Annotated in this window: 17 protein-coding genes, 1 tRNA gene and 4 pseudogenes; 11 read left to right on the top strand and 11 right to left on the bottom strand. The window is 63.2% G+C overall.

Annotated elements, in window-relative coordinates; genetic code table 11:
- Window positions 1-20 precede the first annotated feature (20 nt).
- Window positions 21-1,091, top strand: a complete 1,071-nt coding sequence (locus tag ACQPXH_RS26535) for a serine hydrolase domain-containing protein (RefSeq protein ID WP_433599195.1) — start codon at window positions 21-23, stop codon at window positions 1,089-1,091.
- 949 nt (window positions 1,092-2,040) lie between these two features.
- On the opposite strand, the gene ACQPXH_RS26530 is transcribed toward ACQPXH_RS26535, so the two are convergent.
- On the bottom strand, window positions 2,041-2,430 hold the full coding sequence (locus ACQPXH_RS26530; RefSeq protein ID WP_433599194.1) for a hypothetical protein: 390 nt from the start codon (window positions 2,428-2,430) through the stop codon (window positions 2,041-2,043).
- Between the two features lie 599 nt (window positions 2,431-3,029).
- On the opposite strand from ACQPXH_RS26530, the gene ACQPXH_RS26525 reads away from it, so the two are divergent.
- Together ACQPXH_RS26525 and ACQPXH_RS26520 are read left to right on the top strand one after the other, a co-directional pair.
- Complete coding sequence (locus ACQPXH_RS26525) at window positions 3,030-4,079, top strand: LLM class flavin-dependent oxidoreductase (protein WP_433599193.1); 1,050 nt, start codon at window positions 3,030-3,032, stop codon at window positions 4,077-4,079.
- 196 nt (window positions 4,080-4,275) lie between these two features.
- Window positions 4,276-4,677, top strand: coding sequence for a VOC family protein (locus tag ACQPXH_RS26520; RefSeq protein WP_433599192.1), 402 nt, complete (start codon window positions 4,276-4,278; stop codon window positions 4,675-4,677).
- A gap of 201 nt (window positions 4,678-4,878) precedes the next feature.
- Here ACQPXH_RS26520 and ACQPXH_RS26515 read toward each other — a convergent pair.
- The 3 genes and pseudogenes from ACQPXH_RS26515 to ACQPXH_RS26505 form a co-directional block, all read right to left on the bottom strand.
- A pseudogene (locus tag ACQPXH_RS26515) lies at window positions 4,879-5,312 on the bottom strand (IS701 family transposase); the annotation flags it as partial.
- Window positions 5,313-6,170: 858 nt separating this feature from the next.
- Window positions 6,171-6,542, bottom strand: coding sequence for a hypothetical protein (locus ACQPXH_RS26510; RefSeq protein WP_433599191.1), 372 nt, complete (start codon window positions 6,540-6,542; stop codon window positions 6,171-6,173).
- A 701-nt stretch (window positions 6,543-7,243) separates the two neighbouring features.
- Window positions 7,244-10,054, bottom strand: a complete 2,811-nt coding sequence (locus ACQPXH_RS26505; RefSeq protein WP_433599190.1) for an ATP-binding protein — start codon at window positions 10,052-10,054, stop codon at window positions 7,244-7,246.
- A 165-nt stretch (window positions 10,055-10,219) separates the two neighbouring features.
- Between ACQPXH_RS26505 and ACQPXH_RS26500 the strand changes: the two genes are divergently transcribed.
- Entirely contained in the window at window positions 10,220-11,374 is a 1,155-nt protein-coding gene (locus ACQPXH_RS26500; RefSeq protein WP_433599189.1) for a styrene monooxygenase/indole monooxygenase family protein, read from the top strand.
- A gap of 123 nt (window positions 11,375-11,497) precedes the next feature.
- Here the strand turns inward: ACQPXH_RS26500 and ACQPXH_RS26495 are convergent, their stop codons facing one another.
- The 5 genes and pseudogenes from ACQPXH_RS26495 to ACQPXH_RS26475 form a co-directional block, all read right to left on the bottom strand.
- The gene (locus tag ACQPXH_RS26495) at window positions 11,498-11,659 is read right to left on the bottom strand and encodes a hypothetical protein (RefSeq protein ID WP_433599188.1); all 162 of its coding nucleotides are present in this window, start codon (window positions 11,657-11,659) and stop codon (window positions 11,498-11,500) included.
- Between the two features lie 213 nt (window positions 11,660-11,872).
- A pseudogene (locus ACQPXH_RS26490) lies at window positions 11,873-11,974 on the bottom strand (hypothetical protein); the annotation flags it as partial.
- A 168-nt stretch (window positions 11,975-12,142) separates the two neighbouring features.
- Entirely contained in the window at window positions 12,143-12,373 is a 231-nt protein-coding gene (locus ACQPXH_RS26485; protein ID WP_433599187.1) for a hypothetical protein, read from the bottom strand.
- A gap of 5 nt (window positions 12,374-12,378) precedes the next feature.
- Window positions 12,379-12,726, bottom strand: a complete 348-nt coding sequence (locus ACQPXH_RS26480; protein ID WP_433599186.1) for a hypothetical protein — start codon at window positions 12,724-12,726, stop codon at window positions 12,379-12,381.
- Between the two features lie 53 nt (window positions 12,727-12,779).
- A complete protein-coding gene (locus ACQPXH_RS26475; RefSeq protein WP_433599185.1) occupies window positions 12,780-13,823 on the bottom strand; it encodes an alpha/beta hydrolase in 1,044 nt (347 codons plus the stop codon).
- Between the two features lie 1,121 nt (window positions 13,824-14,944).
- On the opposite strand from ACQPXH_RS26475, the gene ACQPXH_RS26470 reads away from it, so the two are divergent.
- A complete protein-coding gene (locus ACQPXH_RS26470) occupies window positions 14,945-15,895 on the top strand; it encodes a cytochrome P450 (RefSeq protein WP_433599184.1) in 951 nt (316 codons plus the stop codon).
- 157 nt (window positions 15,896-16,052) lie between these two features.
- Window positions 16,053-16,223, top strand: a pseudogene (locus tag ACQPXH_RS26465) (IS110 family transposase); the annotation flags it as partial.
- 90 nt (window positions 16,224-16,313) lie between these two features.
- On the opposite strand, the pseudogene ACQPXH_RS26460 reads toward ACQPXH_RS26465, so the two are convergent.
- Window positions 16,314-16,490, bottom strand: a pseudogene (locus tag ACQPXH_RS26460) (IS256 family transposase); the annotation flags it as partial.
- A 176-nt stretch (window positions 16,491-16,666) separates the two neighbouring features.
- On the opposite strand from ACQPXH_RS26460, the gene ACQPXH_RS26455 reads away from it, so the two are divergent.
- The 5 genes from ACQPXH_RS26455 to ACQPXH_RS26435 all read left to right on the top strand — a co-directional run bounded on the left by ACQPXH_RS26455 (window position 16,667) and on the right by ACQPXH_RS26435 (window position 21,639).
- Complete coding sequence (locus ACQPXH_RS26455) at window positions 16,667-17,647, top strand: NAD(P)H-dependent flavin oxidoreductase (RefSeq protein WP_433599183.1); 981 nt, start codon at window positions 16,667-16,669, stop codon at window positions 17,645-17,647.
- A 352-nt stretch (window positions 17,648-17,999) separates the two neighbouring features.
- Entirely contained in the window at window positions 18,000-19,184 is a 1,185-nt protein-coding gene (locus ACQPXH_RS26450) for a DUF418 domain-containing protein (protein WP_433599182.1), read from the top strand.
- A 1,062-nt stretch (window positions 19,185-20,246) separates the two neighbouring features.
- Window positions 20,247-20,672, top strand: a complete 426-nt coding sequence (locus ACQPXH_RS26445; RefSeq protein ID WP_433599181.1) for a transposase — start codon at window positions 20,247-20,249, stop codon at window positions 20,670-20,672.
- Window positions 20,639-20,959, top strand: a complete 321-nt coding sequence (locus ACQPXH_RS26440) for a transposase (protein ID WP_433603589.1) — start codon at window positions 20,639-20,641, stop codon at window positions 20,957-20,959. The genes ACQPXH_RS26445 and ACQPXH_RS26440 overlap by 34 nt, the downstream gene beginning before the upstream one ends.
- A 152-nt stretch (window positions 20,960-21,111) precedes the next feature.
- Entirely contained in the window at window positions 21,112-21,639 is a 528-nt protein-coding gene (locus tag ACQPXH_RS26435) for a hypothetical protein (RefSeq protein ID WP_433599180.1), read from the top strand.
- Window positions 21,640-22,343: 704 nt separating this feature from the next.
- Here the strand turns inward: ACQPXH_RS26435 and ACQPXH_RS26430 are convergent.
- Window positions 22,344-22,425: transfer RNA gene (locus tag ACQPXH_RS26430), tRNA-Leu, on the bottom strand.
- Window positions 22,426-22,800 lie beyond the last annotated feature (375 nt).

The following is a 22,800-nucleotide window of genomic DNA, read 5'->3' as shown; positions in this document are numbered from 1 at the left end:
CGTGTGGGACGGGCAGCCACGTGACTACCCCGCCACCCGGCTACACTGACGTGCGCGCCATCCTGCAGCGGTTGACCGGCACTGACGGTGCACCCGGAGCGCTGCTCGAGGTGAGCGACGCGCACGGGCGGACAGTGCTGACGAGCGGCGTCGCGAACACCGAGACTCACGCACCGATCGCGGGCGACAGCCGGTTCCGCATCGGCAGCATGACCAAGATGTTCGTGGCCACGGTGGTGTTGCAACTCGTGGCTGAGCAGCGGGTCAGGCTCGACACACCGGTCGAGCAGTACCTAGTCGGCGTGATCACGGGGAACGGCAACGACGGGCACGACATCACCGTGCGGCAGCTCCTCCAGCACACCAGCGGCCTGCCCGACTATTTGGATTACCTCGACCTGAACGAGGTACTGACAACTCCTGCCGCACACCATGATCCGCTGGAACTGGTGCAGCTCGCGCTCAACCACCGGCGACTGTTCGCGCCCGGGACCGGCCAGCAGTACTCCAACACCAACTATGTGCTGGCCGGAATGCTCATCGAGAAGGTCACCGGCCGACCGTACGGGCAGGAGATCGAACATCGCGTCATCGCACCGCTCGGCCTCCACGACACCTCCATCCCTGGGGACGAAACGGCAATCCCGGGCACCCACCCGCAGGGATACGCCAAGCCGGACAACACCCTCGTCGACATGACCGAGGTCAACCCCTCCGTCGCAGGCGCCTCCGGAGCAATGATCTCCAGTGCCGCGGACCTGAACCGGTTCCTCGACGCTCTCGTGAACGGCCGGCTCCTGCAGCCTTCCGAACTGCGGGCGATGATGACGACCCATCCGACCGGCGATTCATCCAGTGGTACCTATGGCCTCGGCCTGGAGAGCTCGCCCCTACCGTGCGGCGGCGTGTACTGGGGCCACGACGGCGGCATCCTAGGATTTCAGGCCCTTGGCGGTGCCACCACCGACGGCCGCAGCGTCACTGTCATGACCAACCTGTACCCGGGCAGCACCGACGCAACCGCGACGGGCATGCGCACCGCCCTCACGACCGCACTGTGCGAAAGCACCCCCACCAAGCCCAAACCCTGACCATGCACAACGTACATCGGCTGCAATACAACCAGGTCCCGGATGTTCGCCGAGCAGCCCCGAGATTCCCTCATGGGTGGCTTGCCCGGCCCGTCGGCGATCTGGGCCTGCATCTGGTGCGGGTGCGCTTGGAAGCTGATCCGGTGGGAGTGCAGAATCTGCCGCAACCGCTCCCGGCCGATTACCACCATGCGAGCAGGGTTGTGCACCAAGTAGTCTCCGCGAGCTTACGCAGCGTCCCCGTCGGATCACCGATGACGAGATAGCCTACATCGTAGAGACGGCTATAACTCGCCCGCATGAGGTTGGGCGGCCGTTCACGCTGGATCCTCGGTGCACGAGGATCTTGCGGCCGACGCGATAGCTCGGCCGCGGCAGCGCCGCGCCGCTCATCGACCAAGCCTTGCCGGCGATTTCGCGCGAACCGGCCGCGCCACCGGGCCACTGCTCTCGCGTCCCCACCATGCCGCGGCGATCTGCTTGCTGACTGCCGAGGACTCCGCGCACGCCAGCACAATTCGCGGTCGCGCTGCCAGGCGGCAATCCCTCCGCGCCCACCAAACCGATTGGCCCGCTGGCCGACGCACTGCATGTCTCCGACAGTCTCCGACAGCATCTGCATCGACTGGGCCCACAGATGGCCATCCGGCTGTACACCGGAGACGGACACCGACGTCGCTACCGAGAACAGTGCACAGTGCCGCACCGCCCTCCAGCACACGGTGTCGATCCCCCGATCGTCGACGTCGGCCCGGTCGATCACAATGGTTCAGGCATCGCCGGGACCGCTCTGGCCGCGCGCTGGTTCACCCGACTCGATTCCGCGAGGTGATGGACGTGCGTATGGAAGCGACAGCAACCACGCCCCAGTTAGCTCAAAGGCAACTTCTTCGTCCTCCGGTAGTCCAGTTCGGTGGCTCGGGATGTGTAGCTGGTCCGACGGATCCGTTCATCCCCGCCACTGGACGATGGCTGCGAACCACTCTCTGTTCCGTGTGGTCTCCATCATTTCCTTGCGATCGATGAGCAGATAGATTGCACCAGCCGGTGCAGTATCGAGAATCAGCGGCTTACCGGTATCGAACAGTCCACCCATGAACCGCCCGTACAGCTCAGTGAACTTCCGGTTTATCGCGTAGATCTCGTTGCGCCGCAATATCAGATCACCAGAGTCGCTCCATGCCGACAACACCAAGGTGTCGGCATCCAGCATGATCTTCCCGCGACGATGAAACAGGGCCTTCTGGCTGACCACACCGGCAGCCTTGTCCGCACCACCCTTGTCGCGTAGCTCCGCGGCAGTGGCTCCGATGTAAACCCCCGATTTCGCTGCCGTCACTGCTGCTCCTCCACGCTAGTTGTCCGAAACGACGCAGCCATCGTCGCGCGTCCACACTGTCGCCGGCATCGCCATCAGGTCGCATCGACCGAACGATCCTCGAGGCTCTCCGATCATCCTCGAGTAGCACGGCCCCGACACGATTCGACGACCATCGGAGGACGACGCCGGCCGCCAGCATCAATCGCGAGCAGCTCGACCTGCCACGGAATGTCCTCCAGCCTCGCCATGGTGCCGCGCAGCAGCATGCCGACAGGGGCAGGCATCATTGGCTCGGAAATCCGGCTGGCATCACCGTCTTGCCGCCGACGAAGGGTCTACCCCCGACCAGCACAGTCGAGCCGACGATGAAATCGAACTCGTCCGTACACAACGACGCCACCGAGCGCGATCTCCTCCAGAGTGACTGTTCGCTGCAACACCGACACGTTCAGCGGGCTCACGCGTTCTTGAATATCGATCACAGCGGGTCCGGCAGTCTCGGCCGACGAATCAGTGCGGTGTCGACTGCGACGATGTCAGATCAGAATTCGGGCTCTTACCAGCAGTGGCTCGGGCAGGCTGGACGGACAGCATCAGAGCGGAGAGGATCTCTCTTCGTGACCGGGTACTTGCGTGTTCCGTTGTCGGCGTTGGATGTCGCCCCGGTGTGGACCGACTCGTCGGCGACCCACTCGCTGCGCAATACGATCGCGCTGGCCGAACGGGTGGAAGAGTTCGGATACGTCCGGTTCTGGGTCGCCGAGCACCACAACGTGCCGAGCCTGGCCACCGCGGCAACGGCGGTGCTGGTCGGCGCGGTGGCCGGGGCGACATCGACCATCCGGGTCGGCTCCGGCGGCGTGCTGCTGCCCAACCATCCGCCGCTGATCGTGGCCGAGCAGTTCGGCACCCTGGAGGCGCTGCACCCGGGCCGGATCGACCTCGGCGTCGGCCGGGCGCCGGGCAGCCTCAGCCCACTGACCGCGCAACTTCTGCGCCGGGCCGAGGTCGACTCCGACGACGACTTCCAGGCGCAAATCGCAGAGCTGACCAGCTACTTCTCCACGCTGGGCGACGAGCAGGCAGCCTCCGCGCATGCCGGGGCGGCGGCGGAGAACCGGCCGCCGATGGTCCTGCTGGGCTCCAGCCCCGGCAGTGCCCGGCTGGCCGGCGGGCTCGGCCTGCCCTATGCCTACGCACACCACATCAACCCGACGGCCACGGTAGCGTCGTTGGCCGCCTACCATGAGACGTTCCGGCCGTCGACGCGGTTCGAGCGGCCATACGCCATCATCGCCTCACTGGTGTTCGTCGCCGACTCCGACGGTGCGGCCCGGGAACTAGCCGCACCGTTCCTCGCCGGCCAGGTGCAGATGCGTTCGGGCAGTCCGGACGCGCTGTTCCCGACGCCGGAGCAAGCCGCGGACTTTCCCTACACTCCAGCCCAGCGGGTGTGGGCACGGGACAGACTGGATCATCAGGTGTGGGGTTCGCCGCAGCGGGTCCGCGACCAGGTGACCGAGCTATTCCGGACCACCGGGGCCGATGAGCTGATGGCCGTGACCATGGTCTACGACCACGCGAGCCGAATTCACTCCTATGAACTGCTCGCCGAGGCCGTCGGCCACGTGCCGGCCGGCATCCGGGAATGCTTCATCAGCCACTAATTCCGGACGGCCGCGGCTCGGCACGCCCCCGACCGATGTGCTCTGCCGATTCCCGGACAGGTTCGCAACGTTTCCTCGCAGCCCTCCGCCTCGGCCGCCGCGCTGGTACGGGCCTGCCCGGGTACTTGGTGGCCATCTCTGGTCGATCCGCACGACCTACTACTGCAACGGCACCTGTGTGAGGGTGCCTGGTTAGATGGTGGCTGTGAAGGTGCTGGGTATCGATAATGTGCTGGTTCCGGTCGGTGACTTGGGGCTGGCGCGGGACTTCTATGAGACCAAGCTGGGTCTGTCGGTGAAGTTTGTGTTGGCCGACCACGGCATCGCGTTGTTCAAGGTCGGTGACGAGGCTCCTGGGATCTTGGTCCGGACCGATCCGCTGGCAGGTCAGGGCACGAAGCCAGCGATGCGGTTGTGGCTCGAGGTTCCCGACGCCCAGGCCGCGGCCGAGGAAATGGCGTCACATGGGGTTGAGCCGCTCGCCCCGCCTTTCGAGGTGAATACGGGTTGGACCATCGAAATCGCTGATCCCTGGGGCAACGTGATCGGCCTGACGGACTATCGCAAGAACCCGGGGCTGGCTCGTCTCGCCGAGTGAGGACGATGCCGGTCCGGGATCGTCTCGGTGGGGCTGCCCCTATGTAAGGGGGTGTCCTCGCCGTCGATAATGGCTGAGGCGGGCCTGGTGTTGTCGGCGCCGTCGCCAGGCCGACCACGCCAACACGTGTTCGGGTGGTTTGGTGTAGTCACAGAACGAGATTCACGAGTAGGCGATGTATCTCGGGTAGCGTCAGCGCGATCATGCGTTCATCGGGTTAGCTGGTTCCCCCTTTGCGGCAATGGCTTTGGAGGCGGCCAGCCAAGCCAGGGCGAGCATGGACAGGGCGGTATGGGCGTACCAGGCCCGATAGGTTCTCACCTGGTAGTGGTCTAGCCCGGTTTCGCCCTTGGCCTGCTGAAATGCCTCCTCGACATGCAAACGCGACCCCGCGACCCACGCCAGGTCGACCAGACGGGAGTTCTTCGGCCCGTAGCAGACGTAGTAGGCGATCTCGGTCGGGTCGCTGATCGAGCGGCGCGCCAGCAGCCAGTGACCGCGCCCCTTGGCGCAGGTCCCGTCGATCGGCTTGCGGACCCAGTCGTATCGCGGGGACCGTGCGCGCCCGTGCCGACCGACAGCCTCTGCCACGACGAGGCCCAACGCACCAGCAGTACGCTCGGGCTCCGGTTCGCCGCCGTGTCCATCGGTGACCAGCCGAGCACGCCACCTACCGCGTTATCGGCGCGTATACAAGTCGGCCCCAGAACCGAGAATACTTTCGCAGGTGTATGCCACAATCTCGTCAGTGCGCCACCTCGAGTCCCCGGCCGTGTTGCATATTTCGCAGGACGCATAGAATCCCATGAAATTTCCCTGGCTCTTATCCACGCTGTTGTCTACGTTGCAGCGGCCACCGTCCCGCCGGAAGGGAACCTGATGTACCACCGTCGCACCGGCGTGGACGAAAGAAGCCGACGCCGTGGTTCCCTACCAGAACGAATGCGGACACAGCTACGGCCTTCGCTACGATAGCCTTCATTTTCCTCTGCTTTCCAGAATTTGCAGAACACCGATTTTCGAGACGCGGTCAACGTCGCGCTCGATGTCATATCGCAGCAGAGTCTTCTCGCGATCACATCAGTAATTTCCACGGCGGCACAGGTATTTCGTAGGTGATGCGACCCCGCTGTTCTGCCGCCGCACTCTGATGCACACGATGTCGGATGGCGTGAAGTGACGACCATGCCGATGCCATGGGCAGAGCCACCGCGCACCAGGATGGTGCTAAGTCGCGCCAGCCTTGCGGGCGGTCGTGATGGCATGGATGCCCCATTGATGCCGCGCATTTGCACGAGCAGGTCTTGCCAGCGTGTAACCGCACCAGTTCGACCATGTCCAATCGGCAGGTCGTGACCTGGCCGGATCATCACCTGCCGTTACGGAACAATATGTCGCAGAGTCAATTGAGGATTCCTGCGAACTACGTGCGGTAGCTAACGTGCCAGTCCACAAAGACGTCGGCGAGGCGGGCCATTAACTTTTGGAGATCGTTAGATGTGATGTCCGAGATGCCAGTCCATCAGATTCGGATGGGACGCGCCACTGAACTGATAGGGACCAACCCCATCTGGACACGGAAACGAGGCCGCAAGGTGGCCATTTTGGTCCAGGTCCTGCTCACCGCTGCAGAGGAAATTATGGTAGCCGTCCACCACAAGCCATGCTATCTTGCCGCCGTGCGGTCCGTTGTCCACTACCATGTCGGCAAACCAAGGGCCGCCGATAGCGAAATTCTTAAGAGTACACTCAGATGCTGCCTGACAAGTGCCACCTTCGTCGGCATGTACAAGTCCGGGCATCGCCAACGCTATTCCGACAACAGATCCCAGCGCAAGTAGAATCCTTTTTGTTCCAGTTTTCATATACTTCCTTTACCGGGAAACGCAAAGGTCGGGCAATGTTTGGAATGTGTGCATTCGATTGATCTCTCCTGCGAACGATTGTGGTTGCCGCGCGATCCATCGGCATCAGCAACGGATAGGTAGTTCCTCGGCAACTCTCGATTTTGCCGGGCGCAGCTTGTATCTGGGCTTCCGGTGAGAACTCGCCATGGACCCCGCAGGCATTGACAGTTCCGCAGCGTTATGCTTACCGAGCTTGTGGTCATGTGGTTATCGGGGTCGAGGGTGAGGCCGTTTCGGTGTGGAATCCGTCAATGATGCTGTCGGTGCGGCGATACGGGCGCTGAGACGGTATTCGATTCAGCCGCAAGGTGGTACCGAAAGTGAGATAGTGTCCCCTGTTTCTTGTGGGCACTCCATCCGCCTACCCAGCACATCGCATATCCTGATGCGCGTCGCGGTCGTTGGCGTTCTGATCTTGGACTGCTCGCCGTATCGTTCCCTGATCCGGACGTGCACCCGGATCGCGGAGCGCGCTGCGAGGCCGGCTCGCCGCGGACATGATCGAACGCCTACACCAGGTGACGAGCACGGCGGTTCCGCCGCCGCTCGCGACGTCCGTTCCGAGGCTGCCCCGCCGCCAATCGCGCCAACCTCCAGCGCATTGGTCCGACCGGGCACCCACTTGTCGATTGGATTGTCTGATGCGGATGTTCGTCCCGTCAGGAACGTGAGGGCGCGTTGGAGGAGGTAGGCCCGGTCGCTGCCGAGCCGCGCCGCGGCCCGCGCGCACCGGACCGATTCGGGCGGCGATCCGCCTCGATCCATACCGCTTCCATTAGATCGTCGGGCACGAATCGGACGATGTCCACGCGCGATCTCAGTAGTAGTTTCCGCAGTACCGAGGCGATCTGGGCGTCGATGGTTTTGGCGGAGTTTCCGCGTCGGAGGGCGATGTTCTTATTGGTCCATCCCGCTGCCGCCAGGATCGCAACATCTTGTTCGGCCATGGACAGTTCCGCCCACTGGGGTTGAATGCCGCTCTGTGGTGCGCTCCCCTGCGATTGTTTGATCAACAATGTGCCGAGCGCGAATCGTTGCACCTCGGAATGCTCGGGTCTGAGCAATGTGCCACGAGCTTCTGCTTCCGAATAGGCTGCCGTCCCGAGGACGCGACGAGCGACCGCCATCGCGTGGCGCGTTTCGTCTCCGAACGGTCCCATTTCATCGATGTCCACACCGATTCGGGCGCGCAGTGCCGCCGTTCCGCCGATCAGGCAAGCGGTCTCGACGGCCAAGGGGCGCAACTTTTTTCGATCGACGTTCCGCTGCGCCATTCCATCGGAGATCATCTGCGCCAACGTCCAGACCTTGAACTCGACAACCCACAGCGCGCCCCACTGGTCCCGGGTCGGCAGCTGATGCTCGAGCGCCGTGCGCTCAAACCCCAGAGCCTCGCTCGGCCTTCCGTGTTTGGTCAATGCAATCGCCCAGACCATCTCCCCCCAGGACCGCATCCACAGTGCGCCCGACTCGGCCGACCGGTCCCGGAAGGCACGCGCCTGGGCATAGGCCTGCTCGGAGGTGCCCAGCAGCGCGGCGGACATCGCGCCGAACATCTCACTCATGGCCGAACCGCCGTGTTCTCCGACGGCATCGCACTTGTTCCGGGCGCGCTCCAGAACCGCTATCGCTCTCGGATCGCGCTGGGCGAGGAGGAGTTCGGCGCCCCAGGCAAACTCGGCCGGTGCGGGTAGGCCTAGATCCGCTTCCGGCCGGCACCGCCAATCGACGTCGAGCTCGAGGTCGGACAGGCAGATGGTCATGCACCGGTCCAGTCGGCGTTCAGCGTCCTCGTGCTGGCCCTGGCACAGGGTTATCAGCACTAGTTGTGACAGCGCATCGATCTCGAGCATGGTCGAGTATCGGGGAAGCGTTCTGAGGGCTTCCAGGCTGCGTTCGGTCAGGCGCCGGATTTCCCGCATCGATGCTCTGAAGAACGGCACGCGCAACGCGATCAGCCCGCAGCAGATCTCCAGCCCCGTCTCGATCAGCGGTGGTGTCGTCAGACTGAACTCTATCGCACTGAGAATGTTGTCCCATTCCGCTCGGGCCCAATCGAGCAGATACCGTTCATGGGGGCTGAACCAAGTCGCGCGGGCCTCGGAAACCCGCTGATGATAATAGCGGAGGTGCCGTTCGGCCAATCGGTCGCATTCATCAAGGTCGGTTGAATCCTGCTCGCGGAGCTTTTGCTGCGCGAACAGTCTGATACTTTCGAGAAGAGAATATCTGACTGTGTTCGCGCCGATATGAGATATAACGAGCGACTTGTCGACCAGACGCTCGAGAACCTGAACGATTTCCGCTGCGGTGAGGATGTTCGGGTGATCGGCGCCGATCTCGTCGGAGCAGACGGATTGCACCGCGCGGAGTTCGGCGCCAACCTCCGATACATAGTGATCGCCGCGTTCTTCGGGATTGACGTCGTAACCTGCCGCGAAGACGGACATGCGGCACAGCAGCATGCGTTCCTGCTCGTCACACAGCTGGTACGACCACGCGATTACGTCGGGCACGGCCTGATGACGGGGATCGACGCCGGCGCGTGGACCGTCCGCCCACTGCATCCGCCTGTCGTTGGATTGCCCGGTCAGCTCCCCGAGGATCATCGGCAGGGGCTGGTGGCGAAGCCTCGCCGCGGCGAGCCGGATATACAGGGGATGGTTGTGAATGTGCCGGCAGATTTCCTCGACCATTGACAGTTTGTCATCGGCGATGCGGGCGCGATCGGTCAGTGTGGCACGCTGCCGGAACAGGGTCACGGCCTCGTGTTGTGTCAGCGGGGGGATGGTGACGAGGCATTCATCGGCCCATCCGATTGCCTGGCGGCTGGTGGCCAGGATCGTCAATTCCGGTACTGCTTCGAGAAGATCGGCGATCAATTGCGCCGCCCCGACGACAAGGTGTTCACAATTGTCCAACACCAAGATGGTCGCGACTCCTCGACCGGCAATATCGGTGGAGCTGAACGTATCGGTCAAGGCATCGAATGCCGTTCGGTCCGAAAAATCGGCCTCGATCACCGACTGCGCGATTTCTGCTTCGATTGCCGCCCGAGTCGAGCCCCGAGCCATGCGTGCGAGGCGTACCCAGTGCACCACGGTATTGTTCGCTCTCTGGTATCGGCGAATTAATTCCGTGGCAAGCCTGGTCTTGCCGATACCGCCAGGGCCGGTGAGCGTGATCAGTCGCGTGGAGCCGAGCATCAATGTGATAACCCTGCTCAGTTCCGGCTCGCGGCCGACAAACGCGTTCGGGTCACCGGGGAGGTGACCACGTGTCGTGGACATGACTACAGACGATACCGCCCGGTCGAGCACCCCATCACCGCGTTCGAGCGTGACCGGATCCCTTGCCGATCGGTGTGTGTGGACCTGCGGGTCGCGGCCCTGCACCGAGCCCCGATACCGAATGCGATGTCGGGCGACGTCGACCGCGTCGGACGAGTTCGGATAGGTGTAGACCCTCATGTCCTACCGATGTGGATGCCGTTCCCGTGTTCCGAAACTTGTTGATGCGGGACGATCTTCGAGCCAGAAGGTAGGCACATGCAGAACATGCGGATCATAGGGGCCGGAGAGTGTGGCCTTCCCCTGGCACATCTGTTGCACCGGCACGGGTGGCCGGTCACGGTGGTGACGGATCGGACCGCCGAGGCGGTACTGGCTGGCTCGGTGACCAGTACGCAGGCCAAATTCCCAGCGACGCTGGATATAGAGTCCGCCGCCGAGCTGGATTTCTGGAGGGCCGCTGCTCCTGAGTTGTGGGGAATGCAGGTCACGATCGTCGCGGACGGCGCGCGAATTTGTGACTGGTCGGGGAAATTCGCGCGGCCGGCGCAGAGTGTGGACCAACGGACAGTATTCTCGGCGTGGCTCGACCATTTTGTGCGCCAGGGCGGAAATGTGGAACTCGTCGGCGACCTGGGCCTGCGAACAATCGATGACGGTGCGGGCCGTGACGATCTGACCGTTGTCACCAGGGGCAGCCGGGAGGTGCTCGCCTGTTTTCCGATCGATGACAGCTGGAATCTCTCGAGTCGGCCGCTGCGCCAACTGTCGGTGCTCTATCTCGACGGCGTGGCTCCCCATCCGGAGCGCCTGGGCCACTACCTCGCCCTTCCCGGAATCGGGGAGATCATCTCCTATGCGGCGCTGACCGGGCCGCCGGGCCGAGAGCGCGCCTGCGAGATCCTGCTCTTCGAGGCGATACCCGGACAGGCGCTGGATGTGTTCGACAGCAGCGGCGATGCGACGGAGCGGCTGCGCCAGGCGCGACGGCTGCTGGACGAACATATCCCGCCGGACATCGCCGATCGGTATCGCCACGCGGACCTGACCGACGCCGGAGCGACCCTGGTGGGCGCGGTTACCCCACATGTGCGACAGGCGGTCGGCACACTACCGTCGGGACGCTCGGTACTCGGCGGAGGCGACGTGGTCGTCCGCATGGACCCCGGTGGCGCGCAAGGGGCGAACAATGCCGTGCACTGCGCGGCGACCTACGCGCAGCGCATCGTTGCCGGTGTCGGCGACACAAACGATCGCGAATGGATGATGGCCACGGCCGAGCCCTGGCTGACCGGGGTCGCATATCCGGCGGCGCGTTGGACGATGACCGTGCTGGAGCCGCCGGCACCCCTGCAGGAGCTGATGCTGACTGCCGCAGGTAATTCGGCGCTGGCCGATGCGTTCGTGAATGTGTTCGTGCGGCCAGCAAATCTGCCCGGACTGCTCGAGAACGCCGAATCATCTTCTGCTCGAACAGCACTCAAAGGCGCGGCAGACTAGTCGGAGGAAACTCACTGGCAAGGCGGTCAGAGCACGGTGGAAAGGCCCGGGCCGCCAGTGGGTTGATCCGCCGGGACGGCGAGTCGCACATCGGGCCGCACGTCAAGCAACTGGTCAATGGCGTCATGGGCGACGAGAAACAACTCCGCCGAATCGGTCGTCGGTGCGCATCAGCAACAGAGTGTTGGCGATCAGATTGCGCTGCGGCTGGATTCCTGGTCCGTACAACGTGGCCAGCTGATGGACCAACTCGTTGTCGTCGAGACCGGCTGGCTGATACAGCACGGCGCGTGGTGGGATCGTTACCCGGCTCGAACCGCTTCAGCTCGACAAGGCCAGCAGGGCATCGCTGATCATCTTGTTGCCATGGTCGGAGTCGACGCAATCCAGCATGGCGGTCAAACCGTCGGCCACCCGAGCGCCGCGGCCGGGGAGATACCCGACGAGGGCGTTGACGGTCTCAAAAGGGACGGGAAAGGCGTACTCGCCGATGATTTCGGCCAGGGCGGTCTCGATCAGTCGCGCATAGTCGATGCCGCTGGGCTTCGCTGGTGGCGAACGTGTTTCGGGTTTCGCCTTGGGATGGGAGTGGCGGCCGATCAGGCCCATCGTCCAAGACGCTGCGCAGGGCCGACCGAAACAGCTCCGCAGTACCTCGCGGGACCGACGAGGCCAACCGACTTGTAGACCTCAAAATTCGTGGCGTCTGCCAGTCATTTGACCTACTTGTTTCTGGTTTGTCTCACGCCATGGCTCGCGCTTCCTGTATCAGTTCGATGGCATTTCTTTCGTGGTGTGGAACTCAAGGGTTTGGTTCCTCGGATCGAGAACGCTCAATTGCTGGCGGATCTGGTTCTGCAGGCGGCCTCCGCCGTCCGCTTCCACGACCTCAGCGAGCGGTGAGGAGTGGCTCGGCGGTGTTCCGGCTTTGATGCGGGTGGCGCCGAAATCCGGGTCGGCGGGGTCGGCCTGACCGCCGTGCAGGGTCGCATGGCTCAACGCGTTCAGATCGGTGTGCCGTCGTGCGCGTTCAGGTCATTGGATGCCTCGCCGACATAGACGTGTCCGCCGTCGAGGTGGTAGGCCGTGTTGTGTGCCTGGTCGGTGCTGACGGGGCCGAGCAACACCATGTCGAAGTTCGGAGAACCCGGCAGAGGTACGTATCCGCACGAGACTCGAATCCTCGTCGCGCACCCATCGCCATCGACAACCTCAGCCGTCTCAAATGTGTTGCCGTACAACGCCTTAATGAGCAGCCGCATCGTTAGCATCGGCTCATGGTGCCGGTACCCGTAGCGGTGAACCTGTTGATGGGCGCTCATGTACCGCTCCAGGATCTCCGCCACGCTCATCTCGGCGCCGGTTCTGCTTGGACGGCGCGTTGCGCGTGGCCGTTGATCGAAAGTCACGTGTTCATGTCCAGTGCGTGGGCGATGGTCGGCCAGGACCGGGACAGTTCGTCGGCCCAGTACGGCCAGGAGTGGGTGCCGGTGGGCCGCAGGTTTACCGTCGCGGGGATCTGTAGTTGTGTGAGCCGGTTCGCGAACACGAGAGCGCATTCGTAGGCTCCGGCTTCCAACGGTCCGCCGATGGTGATGTCGTCGGGTAGACCGGCTTGCCCGGGCACGTCGTGTTCGCCGGGGATCCCGCTGCCGCTGGACAGGTAGATCGCGGTGCCGCGCAGGGCGTCGGCATGAGTCATGACGTCGTGGGCGAGCCAGTCCGGGTCATCCGGTTGGCCGAACATGTTGTCCGGATTGCCGCGATAGGTTTCCACGATCGCACGGGCCTGCGCCTGACCGGGGCCAGGAGCGACGGTGTAGCAGCCGCTGTGCGCGGCCACTGCCCGGTACATGCCTGGGTTGCGGACGGTCAGCATCATCGCGGCCTCACCGCCCATCGATACCCCTTGGATGGCCTGGCGGCCGATGCCCTCGAACTGTGCGTCGATCAGCGGAGGCAACTCGCGGGTGAGAAAGGTTTCCCACTTGTTGGTGCCCAGTACGGGGTCGCGGCGTTGCCAGTCGGTGTAGAGATTGGCCGGGCCACCGGTGGTCAGCACGACGTTGACGTTCTTGTCGGCGAAGAACTCCGCCGCATGCCCATGTGCGGTCCAGCTGCTCTCGTTTTCCGGGGCACCGCGGCCGTCGAGCAGGTACAGCGTCGGTCGCGGCCGGCCGCGGTCGGCGGGCAGCAGTACCTGCACCTGCACGACTCGATGCATCGCCGGTGACTGTACGAACACCCGTAGCCAACGGCTGGTGATCGGCTCGATCCTGGTGATGACCGCCTGGGCGGCGAGACCGTCGCTCTCGGCGGGAGCGTGGTATCCACCGGACGGGCCGAGGTCGGGACCCGACGTCGGTGGCTCGGCGGCCGCCACCCCGAACAGCAGCAACGACACCCCCACTGCTGAGGCAACCGCGCTGGCTGCCTGCCTCGCTCGCATGCGTTGCACAAAAGGCCTCCGCCGCATGCGCCGCTCGCCAGCATTACGTCGGCATTCGGTCGATTCCTTCCATTTCCACAACGTTTGGTTGTCAACCGCTGATGCGGTGGGCACTCCGAGGTCGCAAGACACATTGCAATTGAACACGGCGAGTCCGCAATTCCCACCATTGGGGGCAACGAAAGTCTGACCACCTATTATATACCTACGTAATACGTATGAATTGGCTACCGGCGCAGTAGTGAGCATCGGAGCGGATGCCGGCTGGGGTATTTCGGGTAGCGACGGCTTCCGTGCACGTTGCCGAGCGTGTGGGTACGCTCGGTGGCGAAAGTCTGCTCGCCTCATCCCGGCATGTGTTGTGGGCGGCTTCTGATTCCCAAAACAAAGTCGTCTGGAGTGGAGTTGATCAGTTTGACGACAATGGCCACTTGGCGAAGTCATTTCCATGCAATGCCAGCGGCTGTCCCCATACATAGCTGGTGGAGGATTTGCCACTGTCCACACCGCCGACTGGCATGCCGTTGGTATCAGCTCTCGTAACCAATAATGGTGGAAAATCCAGGCGAGCACTTGTGAGTCCTGGCGAGGTGACCGCACTGATCGGGGATTTCTTTGTTGCCGAGGCGCCGCGGATACCGGCGTCGATACACTGCGACCGATCGAACTACCCGCCGAATCAGCATGGCATGGTTCGGATCAATCGGTGGTTCTACCTAAGAACTACCGATGCGACGTCGCGTTGCCGAGTGCAGGGTGTCTTCGACTAGCAGGGCGGTCCACCACGTCCAGCGCTGTCTGACGATTCGTTCCGGGAGCAAGTATTGACAACACAAACGCCGTCGGCGTCGCCAGCTGGTTTGTTCGAACATCGGCCGCATGCGGACGGCGCCCGGGTGTCGCTGCACTCGGCTATGTTCGCCAATGACCCTCACCTCGCATACCGCGAGATGCGCGACCGATACGGCGAATTCGCGCCCATCGAATTGGCACCGGACGTACCAGCCACCCTTGTACTCGGATACCACCAAGCCGTCCGGATTCTGCATGATCCCGAACATTTTCCTGCCGACCCACGTCGGTGGGAGGCCGGTATCTCCGCCGACTGCCTGGTCCTGCCAATGATGCAATGGCGGCCCTGTGCCCTGCGCAGCGCCGGCGTCGAGCACACCCGCTATCGCGAGGCCAACGTCGCCGCCATCAACGCAGTCGACCTCCACGCCTTGCACAGCACGATTGAACGCCTTGCCCTCTCGCTCATCGACAAGTTCTGCCGGACTGGCCGGGCCGAAATAATCGGCGACTATGCGTTTCCCATCGCTTTCGAGGCGATCAACACCCTAGTCGGGTGCCCACCCGACATCGGCGTTCGTGTAGCCGACGGTCTGAGAGCCATGCTGGACTGCGTCGACTCCGAGCAGGGAAACAAAATGGTCAGTGAGGCCCTACTGACCTTGATCGAAATGAAGCGATCGTCACCGGGTGACGACATCACCACTCGCCTGCTGCACCACCCTGCCGGGCTAGATGACAGCGAGATGGTCCATCAGTTGGCCACGTTGTACGGCCCAGGCATCGAACCGCAGCGAAATCTGATCACCAACACTCTGTTGCTGATGCTCACCGACGATCGATTCGGCGGCGTCGTCCTCGGTGGCAGTCTGTCCACGCGCGATGCCCTCGATGAACTCCTCTTCGACGATCCACCCATCGCCAACTTCTCCATCACTTATCCAAGGCAGCCGATCCTGGTCAACGGTCTCTGGGTGCCTGCCGACGAACCAGTCGTCATCGGCATTGCCGCCGCCAATACCGATCCCGCCATCGACAACGGCTATAACATCGGAAACCGCTCACACCTGGCGTGGGGGGCCGGCCCGCACAGTTGCCCGGCCCAATCGATCGCCTACCTCGTCGCCCATGACGCCATCGAACAACTCCTCGATGTGCTGCCCGATATGCGACTCACCGTCCCCACGGACCAACTCACGTGGCGGCCCGGGCCTTTCCACCGCGCCCTGACCGCCCTACCTGTGACGTTCCCTCCAACCACGCTGCCAGAGAGCGCTTGATGCTGTTCGATCGGAAGGTGATCAGAGGGCTTGGACCAAAGTGGCCGGATCCGCGGGCCGCACGAACAGATTCACAAATGAAGCCTCACGGGTTAGGACCGGCTTCGGGTTTAGACCAGCGCCGGTCGGCGTGGTGTTTGTTGAGAGCTCCCCCTGATCCGTGCCGGGACGTGCGAAGACCGACAAGCTGGACGCGGTGTGGCTGGCCAAGCTCACCGAACGGGAATGCTGCGGCCCCAATTTCGTTCCACCGCAGTCGATCCGGAATCTGCGTGATTACACGCGGTTGCGTACCGATCTCATCCGGGAACGTACTCGGTATTGGCAGTGATTGGAGAAGCTTGCCCTTGTGGAATACGGCGCCGTTGCGGACGAGCGCGACCAGGTGCGGGGGACAGTTTTTACTGTTCCAGGCGGATTTCAGGTGGATGCCGTCTACCCACGGGTACACATAGTCCACATTCGAAAGGTTCCGGGCGGCAAAGGCTTTCGTCTCGTCTTGCCATTACGAGGTCAGTCGGCCGATCGCCGAGGCCGATGGGCTCGATCCGATACCCAGGAACTGCTCCAGCGCGGGTGCACAGTCGGTCGAGCTGTCGGAAGTGGGCCTCGGGCTCGTCGTGTCTTGTGCCGGTCGACCTGGCATGGGCTGACGCCTGTGGTCAGCGGTGCGTCAAGTAGGTGACGAGTCTCGGTTCCGGTTCGTTGCTGGATTGTCGCCGCAAAATATTGTCCGGTCGGGTTGCGGCTCGAGCGATTAGGCGCGGGATTATGGATGTTCTGGACAGGTTTCGGTTGGATGTTCCCGTCGCGCTGGCGGGCATGCCCGGCATCGCGGGCGGTCGTCTGGCTGCTGCCGTGGCCAGCGCGGGCGGGCTCGCGACGATCGGGTTGATGGCTCCGATCGAGTTGCGGGCCGCAGTCGGTTGGGTGCGGGACGAGGCTCCCGGTCGGTGTGTGGCGGTCAACCTGTTGATGCAGTTCGCGCGGCGCCGTCATGTCCAGGCCTGTGTCGAAGCCGGTGTCGATGTGGTGGTGGTCTCCTTCGGCGGCGATGCCGCGCTGGTGCGTGAGCTTCGTGATGCTGGCGTGTTCGTGCTGGTGATGGTCGGAACCGAGGATCAAGCTCGTGAGGCGGTGACCTGGGGCGCGGACGGTCTCATCGCTCAGGGCCGCGAGGCAGGTGGACATTTGGTGGGAACCGTTGCGGCCCTCGAGTTTCTGCCGCGAGCGCTGGCGGTTGCGCGGGAGCGTCCGGTGTTTCTAGCTGGAGGTGTGGCGACGGGCGCTGACACTGCCGCCGCGCTGGCTGCCGGTGCGGCCGCAGTGGTGGCCGGGACCCGCTTCGTCCTGACCGAGGAGTCCGGCGCTCACCGTGAATACCAGCGCCGAATCCTCGCCGCGGACAAGACACTGGAAACAACCTTGTTCGGGTTGAGTTGGCCTGCCCGGCATCGGGTGGTGCCCAACACTGTCACCGATCGCTGGTGCCGCGCGGACGGGGCCGCGCGTCGGCTTCCGGCGCTGGTCAACTCGCTCAGTGCCCCACTGTCGCGTTGGGCGCCGGAGAACAGCGAAAGTTCGGTGCTGCGGATGCAGCGGGCCGCGATTCCACTGTTCAGCCCGGCAGCACCGTTGGAAGGGATGCCCGAGGACTGGGTTGATCGGGCCGCGTTGTATGCCGGTGAGTCCGCGCTCCGGATCAACGGGGTGATCCCGGCAAAACAAGCAGTCGCCGAGCTGGCCGGTTGATCGCAGGAACCCCGCGCTCGTGCCGGACTGCGGGCAACCGGGTCAGGTCAACTGGTAGAGGGCTTGTCGCTCGGTCCCGGACCGGTGGGGTTGGCAAAGCCCGGGCAAGGACGGCGTCGGTGATCAGCGGAAGTCGAGTTGCGCGTAGTACAGGCCGTTCCAGGGCACCTGCGTGAGCGCGGGCCACCACACGCACTCCGAACTTGTCCCGGCTCGGTCGCTGGTATCACGGGTGACGGTCGAATCGTACCGGGGTATCGCAGGGATCCGAGTCGTTAGCACGATGTGCTGAACCGCTCCGTATCAATACCGTCGGATTCCGGCACGGTCGACGACTATTCAGGGATCTGCGATGTGGCGATACGACGGCAGGACACCCACTGCCGACTCGAAGGTGACCGGCGTTCGCGCGGTTGATCGCATCGCCGAGATCGACGCGTTGCGCGGTTTCGCTCTGTTCGGCATTCTCCTCGCCAACATCGTGTTCTTCGCGTCCGGCTACCCAGCTCATCTCGCCGCCGATCCGGCCTATGCTTCTCGGCTGGACAGTGCGGCCACGTGGCTGATCGCCTTCCTCATCGATACGAAGTTCTACCTGCTGTTCTCCTTCCTATTCGGCTACAGCTTCACGTTGCAGATCGACTCCGCGGCACGAGCGGACGCCAGGTTCACACCCCGATTCCTACGCCGTCTCGGCGGGCTTTTCGTCCTGGGGATCCTGCATGCCGTCCTGCTGTTCCACGGGGACATCCTCACTACCTACGCATTGCTCGGACTGATTTTGCTCACGTTCAGGAAAGTCTCTACGACCGTCGCCCTCGCGAGCGCGCTCATGCTGACCGTTGCGGTTGCTGTCACCGTGCTACTGGCTGGGAACCCCGTGGCCGTGGATTCCACCGCGGCGCTGATCGAGGGTGCTCGGACTACCGACGCGTTCCGTGGTGGACCGGGCAGCGTTATCGCCGAGCATCTGCGATTAGTCCCCGCGCAGTTGGCGAGCAACGCCGGACAGGCACCGCTCGCACTGTCCGCGTTTCTGGTAGGACTGGCGGCGGGCCGGGGTCGTGTCCTGTCCGACCTCGACCGCTACGCACATCTGCTGCGGCGAATCCAGTGGATCGGATACCCGGTCGGGCTGGCCGGAGCGCTGGTCTTCGCATCCGGCGGCGGTACCCGCAACACCGGAACGCTCGCGGTCGGACTCCTGACGGCGCCGTTGCTCGCCGCGGCCTACGGCGCATCCGCACTATTACTGTTGCGCTCCCGTATGGGAAGTCGGCCGGTACGAGGCCTTGCCGCAGCCGGCCGTATGGCACTGTCGAACTATGTCGGCCAATCGGTGATCTGCGTTCTGGTGTTTACCGGGTGCGGTTTCGGCCTGGTCGGGCGAATAGCGCCGTCGCTGGTCATCCTGGTCGCCTTCGCGATCTTCGGCTGCCAGCTCGCGATGAGCGCGTGGTGGATGGGCCGCCACAGATACGGACCGCTCGAGTGGGTCCTGCGCGTCATCACGTACGCGCGACGGCCGTCACCATGAGAGGCCCGGCGTCAGCGAGGGTACGGCCGTCGGTCCGAGTGCAGATCATCGACGGTGGTAGTGGTTGTCCTGAAATGGCGGCAGACGATTGGCCCGACCTCGGCGCGTCGGGCGAGCTTCGAGCGCCGATGTGGACACCACCTACCGCGTTATCGGCGCGTATACAAGTCGGCACCGGAACCGGGAATACTGTCGCAGGTATATGCCACAATCTCGTGCGTGCGCCACCGCCAGTCCCCGGCCTCGTTGCATATTTCGCAGGACGCATAGAATCCCACGAAATTTCCCTGGTTCTTATTCACGCTGTTGTCTACGTTGCAGCCGTCCCCGTCCCGGGCCTGATGTGCCACCGTCACATCGGCGTGGGTTAAAGAAGCCGACGTCATGGTTCCTGCCAGAACGAATGCGGACACAGCTACGGCCCTCGCTACGACAGACTTCATTTCCCCTGCTTTCCAGAAATTGAAGAACACGATTTCGAGACGCTGTCAACGTCGCGCCCGATATCGAACTACAGCAGAGTTTTCTTGCGACCACATCGGTAATTTCCACGGCAGCATAGGTATGCGGTAGGTGATGCGATCCCGCTCTTCGCACGCCGCACTCCGATGGACACGATGCCGGATGGCGCAGTGACGATCATGCCGTTGCCGTGGACAGAGCCACCGCGCACCAGGATGGGCCCGGGTCGCCCGCCTTGCGGGCCGTCGTGATGGCATAGGTGACCATCGAGACCGCGCCCTGACCCGAGCCGGTCTTGCCGGCGCGTAACTGCAGCGTTCGACCATATCCAAACGGCAGGTCGTGACCTTGCCGGATCATGACCTGCTGTTGCGGAACACTGTGTCGCCGAGTCGATTCAGGATTCCTGTGCACTGCGTGCGGTAGCTGACGCGGGAGTCCACGAAGATGTCGGCGACGGGCCATCGACCTTCGGAGATCGTTAGCCTCGCCCATTCATGCATTTCTGGCGCTTCGCGCCGGAAATGGCGAAACGTGCTCTGACCTACGATAATTCAACTTGCTGAGGGTTGATTATCAAGGTTCGGGAGCACCTTTCTGGTGGGCAAGTCTACGTCGTGGTATCCGTCGCTGACAGTTGACGGGGATGGTTCGGGAGTTGTGTCGCAGGCCAGGGCGGTGACGCTGCTGGCCACCGCGCAGAAGGTCGGGCTGGATCGGGCGTTGTCGCTGTGGCGCAAACCCCTGTCCACCCACGATCCGGGCAACGTGGTGCTGGACTTGGCGGTCGGCGGGGACTGTGTCGCTGATCTTGCGGTATTACGTAGCGAGCCCGGCGTTTTCGGTCGGGTGGCCTCGGACCCGACGGTGTCGCGGTTGGTCGCCGTCCTGGCCAAGGACGCCCCGAAGGTGTTGGCCGCCATCGCGCGGGCGCACGCACCACCGGAGCGGCGGCGTGGAAACAGGCCAGCGAACATGCGCCCGATCACGGCATCGACGCCGAGAATCCGCTGGTCATCGATCTAGACGCGAGCCTGCTCGATATGCACTCGGACAAGGAGCGGGCCGCTCCCACGTTCAAGAAGGGTTTCGGCTATCACCCGTTGTTCGCGTTCATCGACCACGGTGCCGCCGGCGCGGGCGAGTCGGCTGCGGCCATGCTGCGGCCGGTAACGCCGGCGCCAACACCGCGGTCGACCACAAGCGGGTCCTGGCCGCCGCGCTGGACCAGCTGCCGTGGCAGCCCGGAAATCGGGCAGGGCGGAAAGTGCTGGTGCGCACCGACGCTGGTGGCGGCACCCACGAATTCGTGAAGTATTGCCAAGCCCGAGCAGTGCAATACCCACTCGGCTTCGGGCTCAGCGACACCCTGGTCGAGGCCGTGAACAAGATCCCAAGCACATCTGGACTCCCGCCCACGACGCAGACGGCTTAGATTAAGTCGACCACCGGATTGGGTACTGAAATGGACACGTCAGAACGAGAGCGACTGCAGATGCGGCTATGGCGCCCGCAGACTCACTCCCCCCGCCCGCAGCGGCTGGTGCGGTCGTCGTCGATCTATTCCGCGCCACCAGCACTCTCCAGGTGCTCGTTGATTCGGGGCACCACGTCAACGTCGCGACCAGCCCGTCGGAAGCCGAGCCACGGCTGTTGGATTCTGTACATCCTGACCGGAATCGAGCGGACGTCGCGCTCGACTCTGCGGAAGATCGAAGACATTCGCTCGCTCCAGGATGATTTCAACAAGCGGGCCCGTGAAGCCTCGAAGGGCGGTTCCAACTCGGAGTTGCAGTTGATCCTGTTCGAGCAGCCTTACTGCCGGATCAAGACCGTGGTCGAGCGCTGCAAAGTTTCACGACCGACCGCGACCGCTTGGCTTCAGGATCTTGTGACGGCAGGCCTGCTTCAGGACCTGAAGATCGGTCGCGACCGGTTGTTCATCAACCGCGAGTTCCTGAAACTGCTGGTCAGGACCGAGCCCACGGGCTAAAGCCATATGGAAAGAAACTTCGCACATGGGCCAGACGTGTGAAGTTTCGGCCCAAGACTTTGTATATGACACCTCGAGTTGTAGTTCGTGCCTGGTCAGCTGCCCTAGATGTCCAGAGCGGCATCGACGTGCGTCAGCAATTCAGGTCCCGAGGGTAATCCAGGCGTCGTAGTGGCGAAGCGGATGCGCCCAACGTCTGGGCTGTGAGGCGAATGTCCGCGAGTGAGGAGTTCGGTCCTGGTGGCTTACCCCAAAATGGAACTCAGGGATGTGGCGGCGCCAGTCGGCGAGGGGTCGCCGGCATTGGGCTGTTCTCACGTTCTGTCCGCAGGTGGTTGCGCGATTCCTACCTACTGGATGTGGAGGAACTCCGCCCTAACTCGATCAGGATGTCCGTGGTCCTCGACGTTGTCCAGCAAACATTCCGGGGTGGTGCAACTGCGCACTGATCCGCGCGTCAGCGGGGTGTGAGGGATCGCTCATGCACGCGTCCGTCTCAGTTGTGCCGTTGCTGCGTGTTAGAGCGGGAGCGACCTTCTACTCGCGCACGCAGATACGTCACCAATGACGAAACTGTGTGCTGCGAGCGGCTTCGCTGTCGCATCTGAGCCAGGTCTGACTGCCCGAGCCAGCGGGGAGCGTGTGCGAGGAGGTGATCGAGCACGTATTCGCATCAAATTTGATGCAAATACGTGCTCGAGTAGTGCGCGAGAGGGGACTTGAACCCCTACGTCCGTGGACACCAGAACCTAAATCTGGCGCGTCTGCCAATTTCGCCACTCGCGCTTGATGGTACGACCGTCCAAACTCTACCGGGCTTAACCGACATCGCGAAGCGCAGCCCCGGCATGTCGTACTCGCCAGTAACCCCACCTGGCATTATAACGATTCGATAACGTTCAACATGAGGAGTGCTCATGTTTCGTACGCGTTGGTAACCAGGTGGACCAGCGGCTTTGAACATGAGGAAGAGTCATGTTTCTGGGCATTCTGGTACGAGAGTACGGAAATACCCGGCGGTAGGAGGGAGTCTCGTGAGTAAACGTGAGGATTTCCTCATGATTTTCTGGAATCCTTGTAGTCATCAGGGCTCATTGGTGAGGAACACCTGCGCACCGGAGGGAGCGGCGTGTCTCGACGGCATGTCGCCAGAGAAGGAAG

The sequence above is a fragment of the Nocardia sp. CA-135953 genome (assembly GCF_050955735.1).
In the GTDB taxonomy this organism is placed as follows: domain Bacteria; phylum Actinomycetota; class Actinomycetes; order Mycobacteriales; family Mycobacteriaceae; genus Nocardia.
Note: the sequence above shows the minus strand (reverse complement) of the source record. Positions and strands in the feature narration are given on the sequence as shown.

Coding starts and splice junctions, on each gene's coding strand:
- ACQPXH_RS26520 (WP_433599192.1), top strand. CDS start 4,276: ATGGTGGCTGTGAAGGTGCTGGGTATCGATAATGTGCTGGTTCCGGTC.
- ACQPXH_RS26510 (WP_433599191.1), bottom strand. CDS start 6,542: ATGAAAACTGGAACAAAAAGGATTCTACTTGCGCTGGGATCTGTTGTC.
- ACQPXH_RS26505 (WP_433599190.1), bottom strand. CDS start 10,054: ATGAGGGTCTACACCTATCCGAACTCGTCCGACGCGGTCGACGTCGCC.
- ACQPXH_RS26480 (WP_433599186.1), bottom strand. CDS start 12,726: ATGAGCGTGGCGGAGATCCTGGAGCGGTACATGAGCGCCCATCAACAG.
- ACQPXH_RS26475 (WP_433599185.1), bottom strand. CDS start 13,823: ATGCGAGCGAGGCAGGCAGCCAGCGCGGTTGCCTCAGCAGTGGGGGTG.
- ACQPXH_RS26470 (WP_433599184.1), top strand. CDS start 14,945: ATGATGCAATGGCGGCCCTGTGCCCTGCGCAGCGCCGGCGTCGAGCAC.
- ACQPXH_RS26455 (WP_433599183.1), top strand. CDS start 16,667: ATGGATGTTCTGGACAGGTTTCGGTTGGATGTTCCCGTCGCGCTGGCG.
- ACQPXH_RS26450 (WP_433599182.1), top strand. CDS start 18,000: ATGTGGCGATACGACGGCAGGACACCCACTGCCGACTCGAAGGTGACC.
- ACQPXH_RS26435 (WP_433599180.1), top strand. CDS start 21,112: ATGGACACGTCAGAACGAGAGCGACTGCAGATGCGGCTATGGCGCCCG.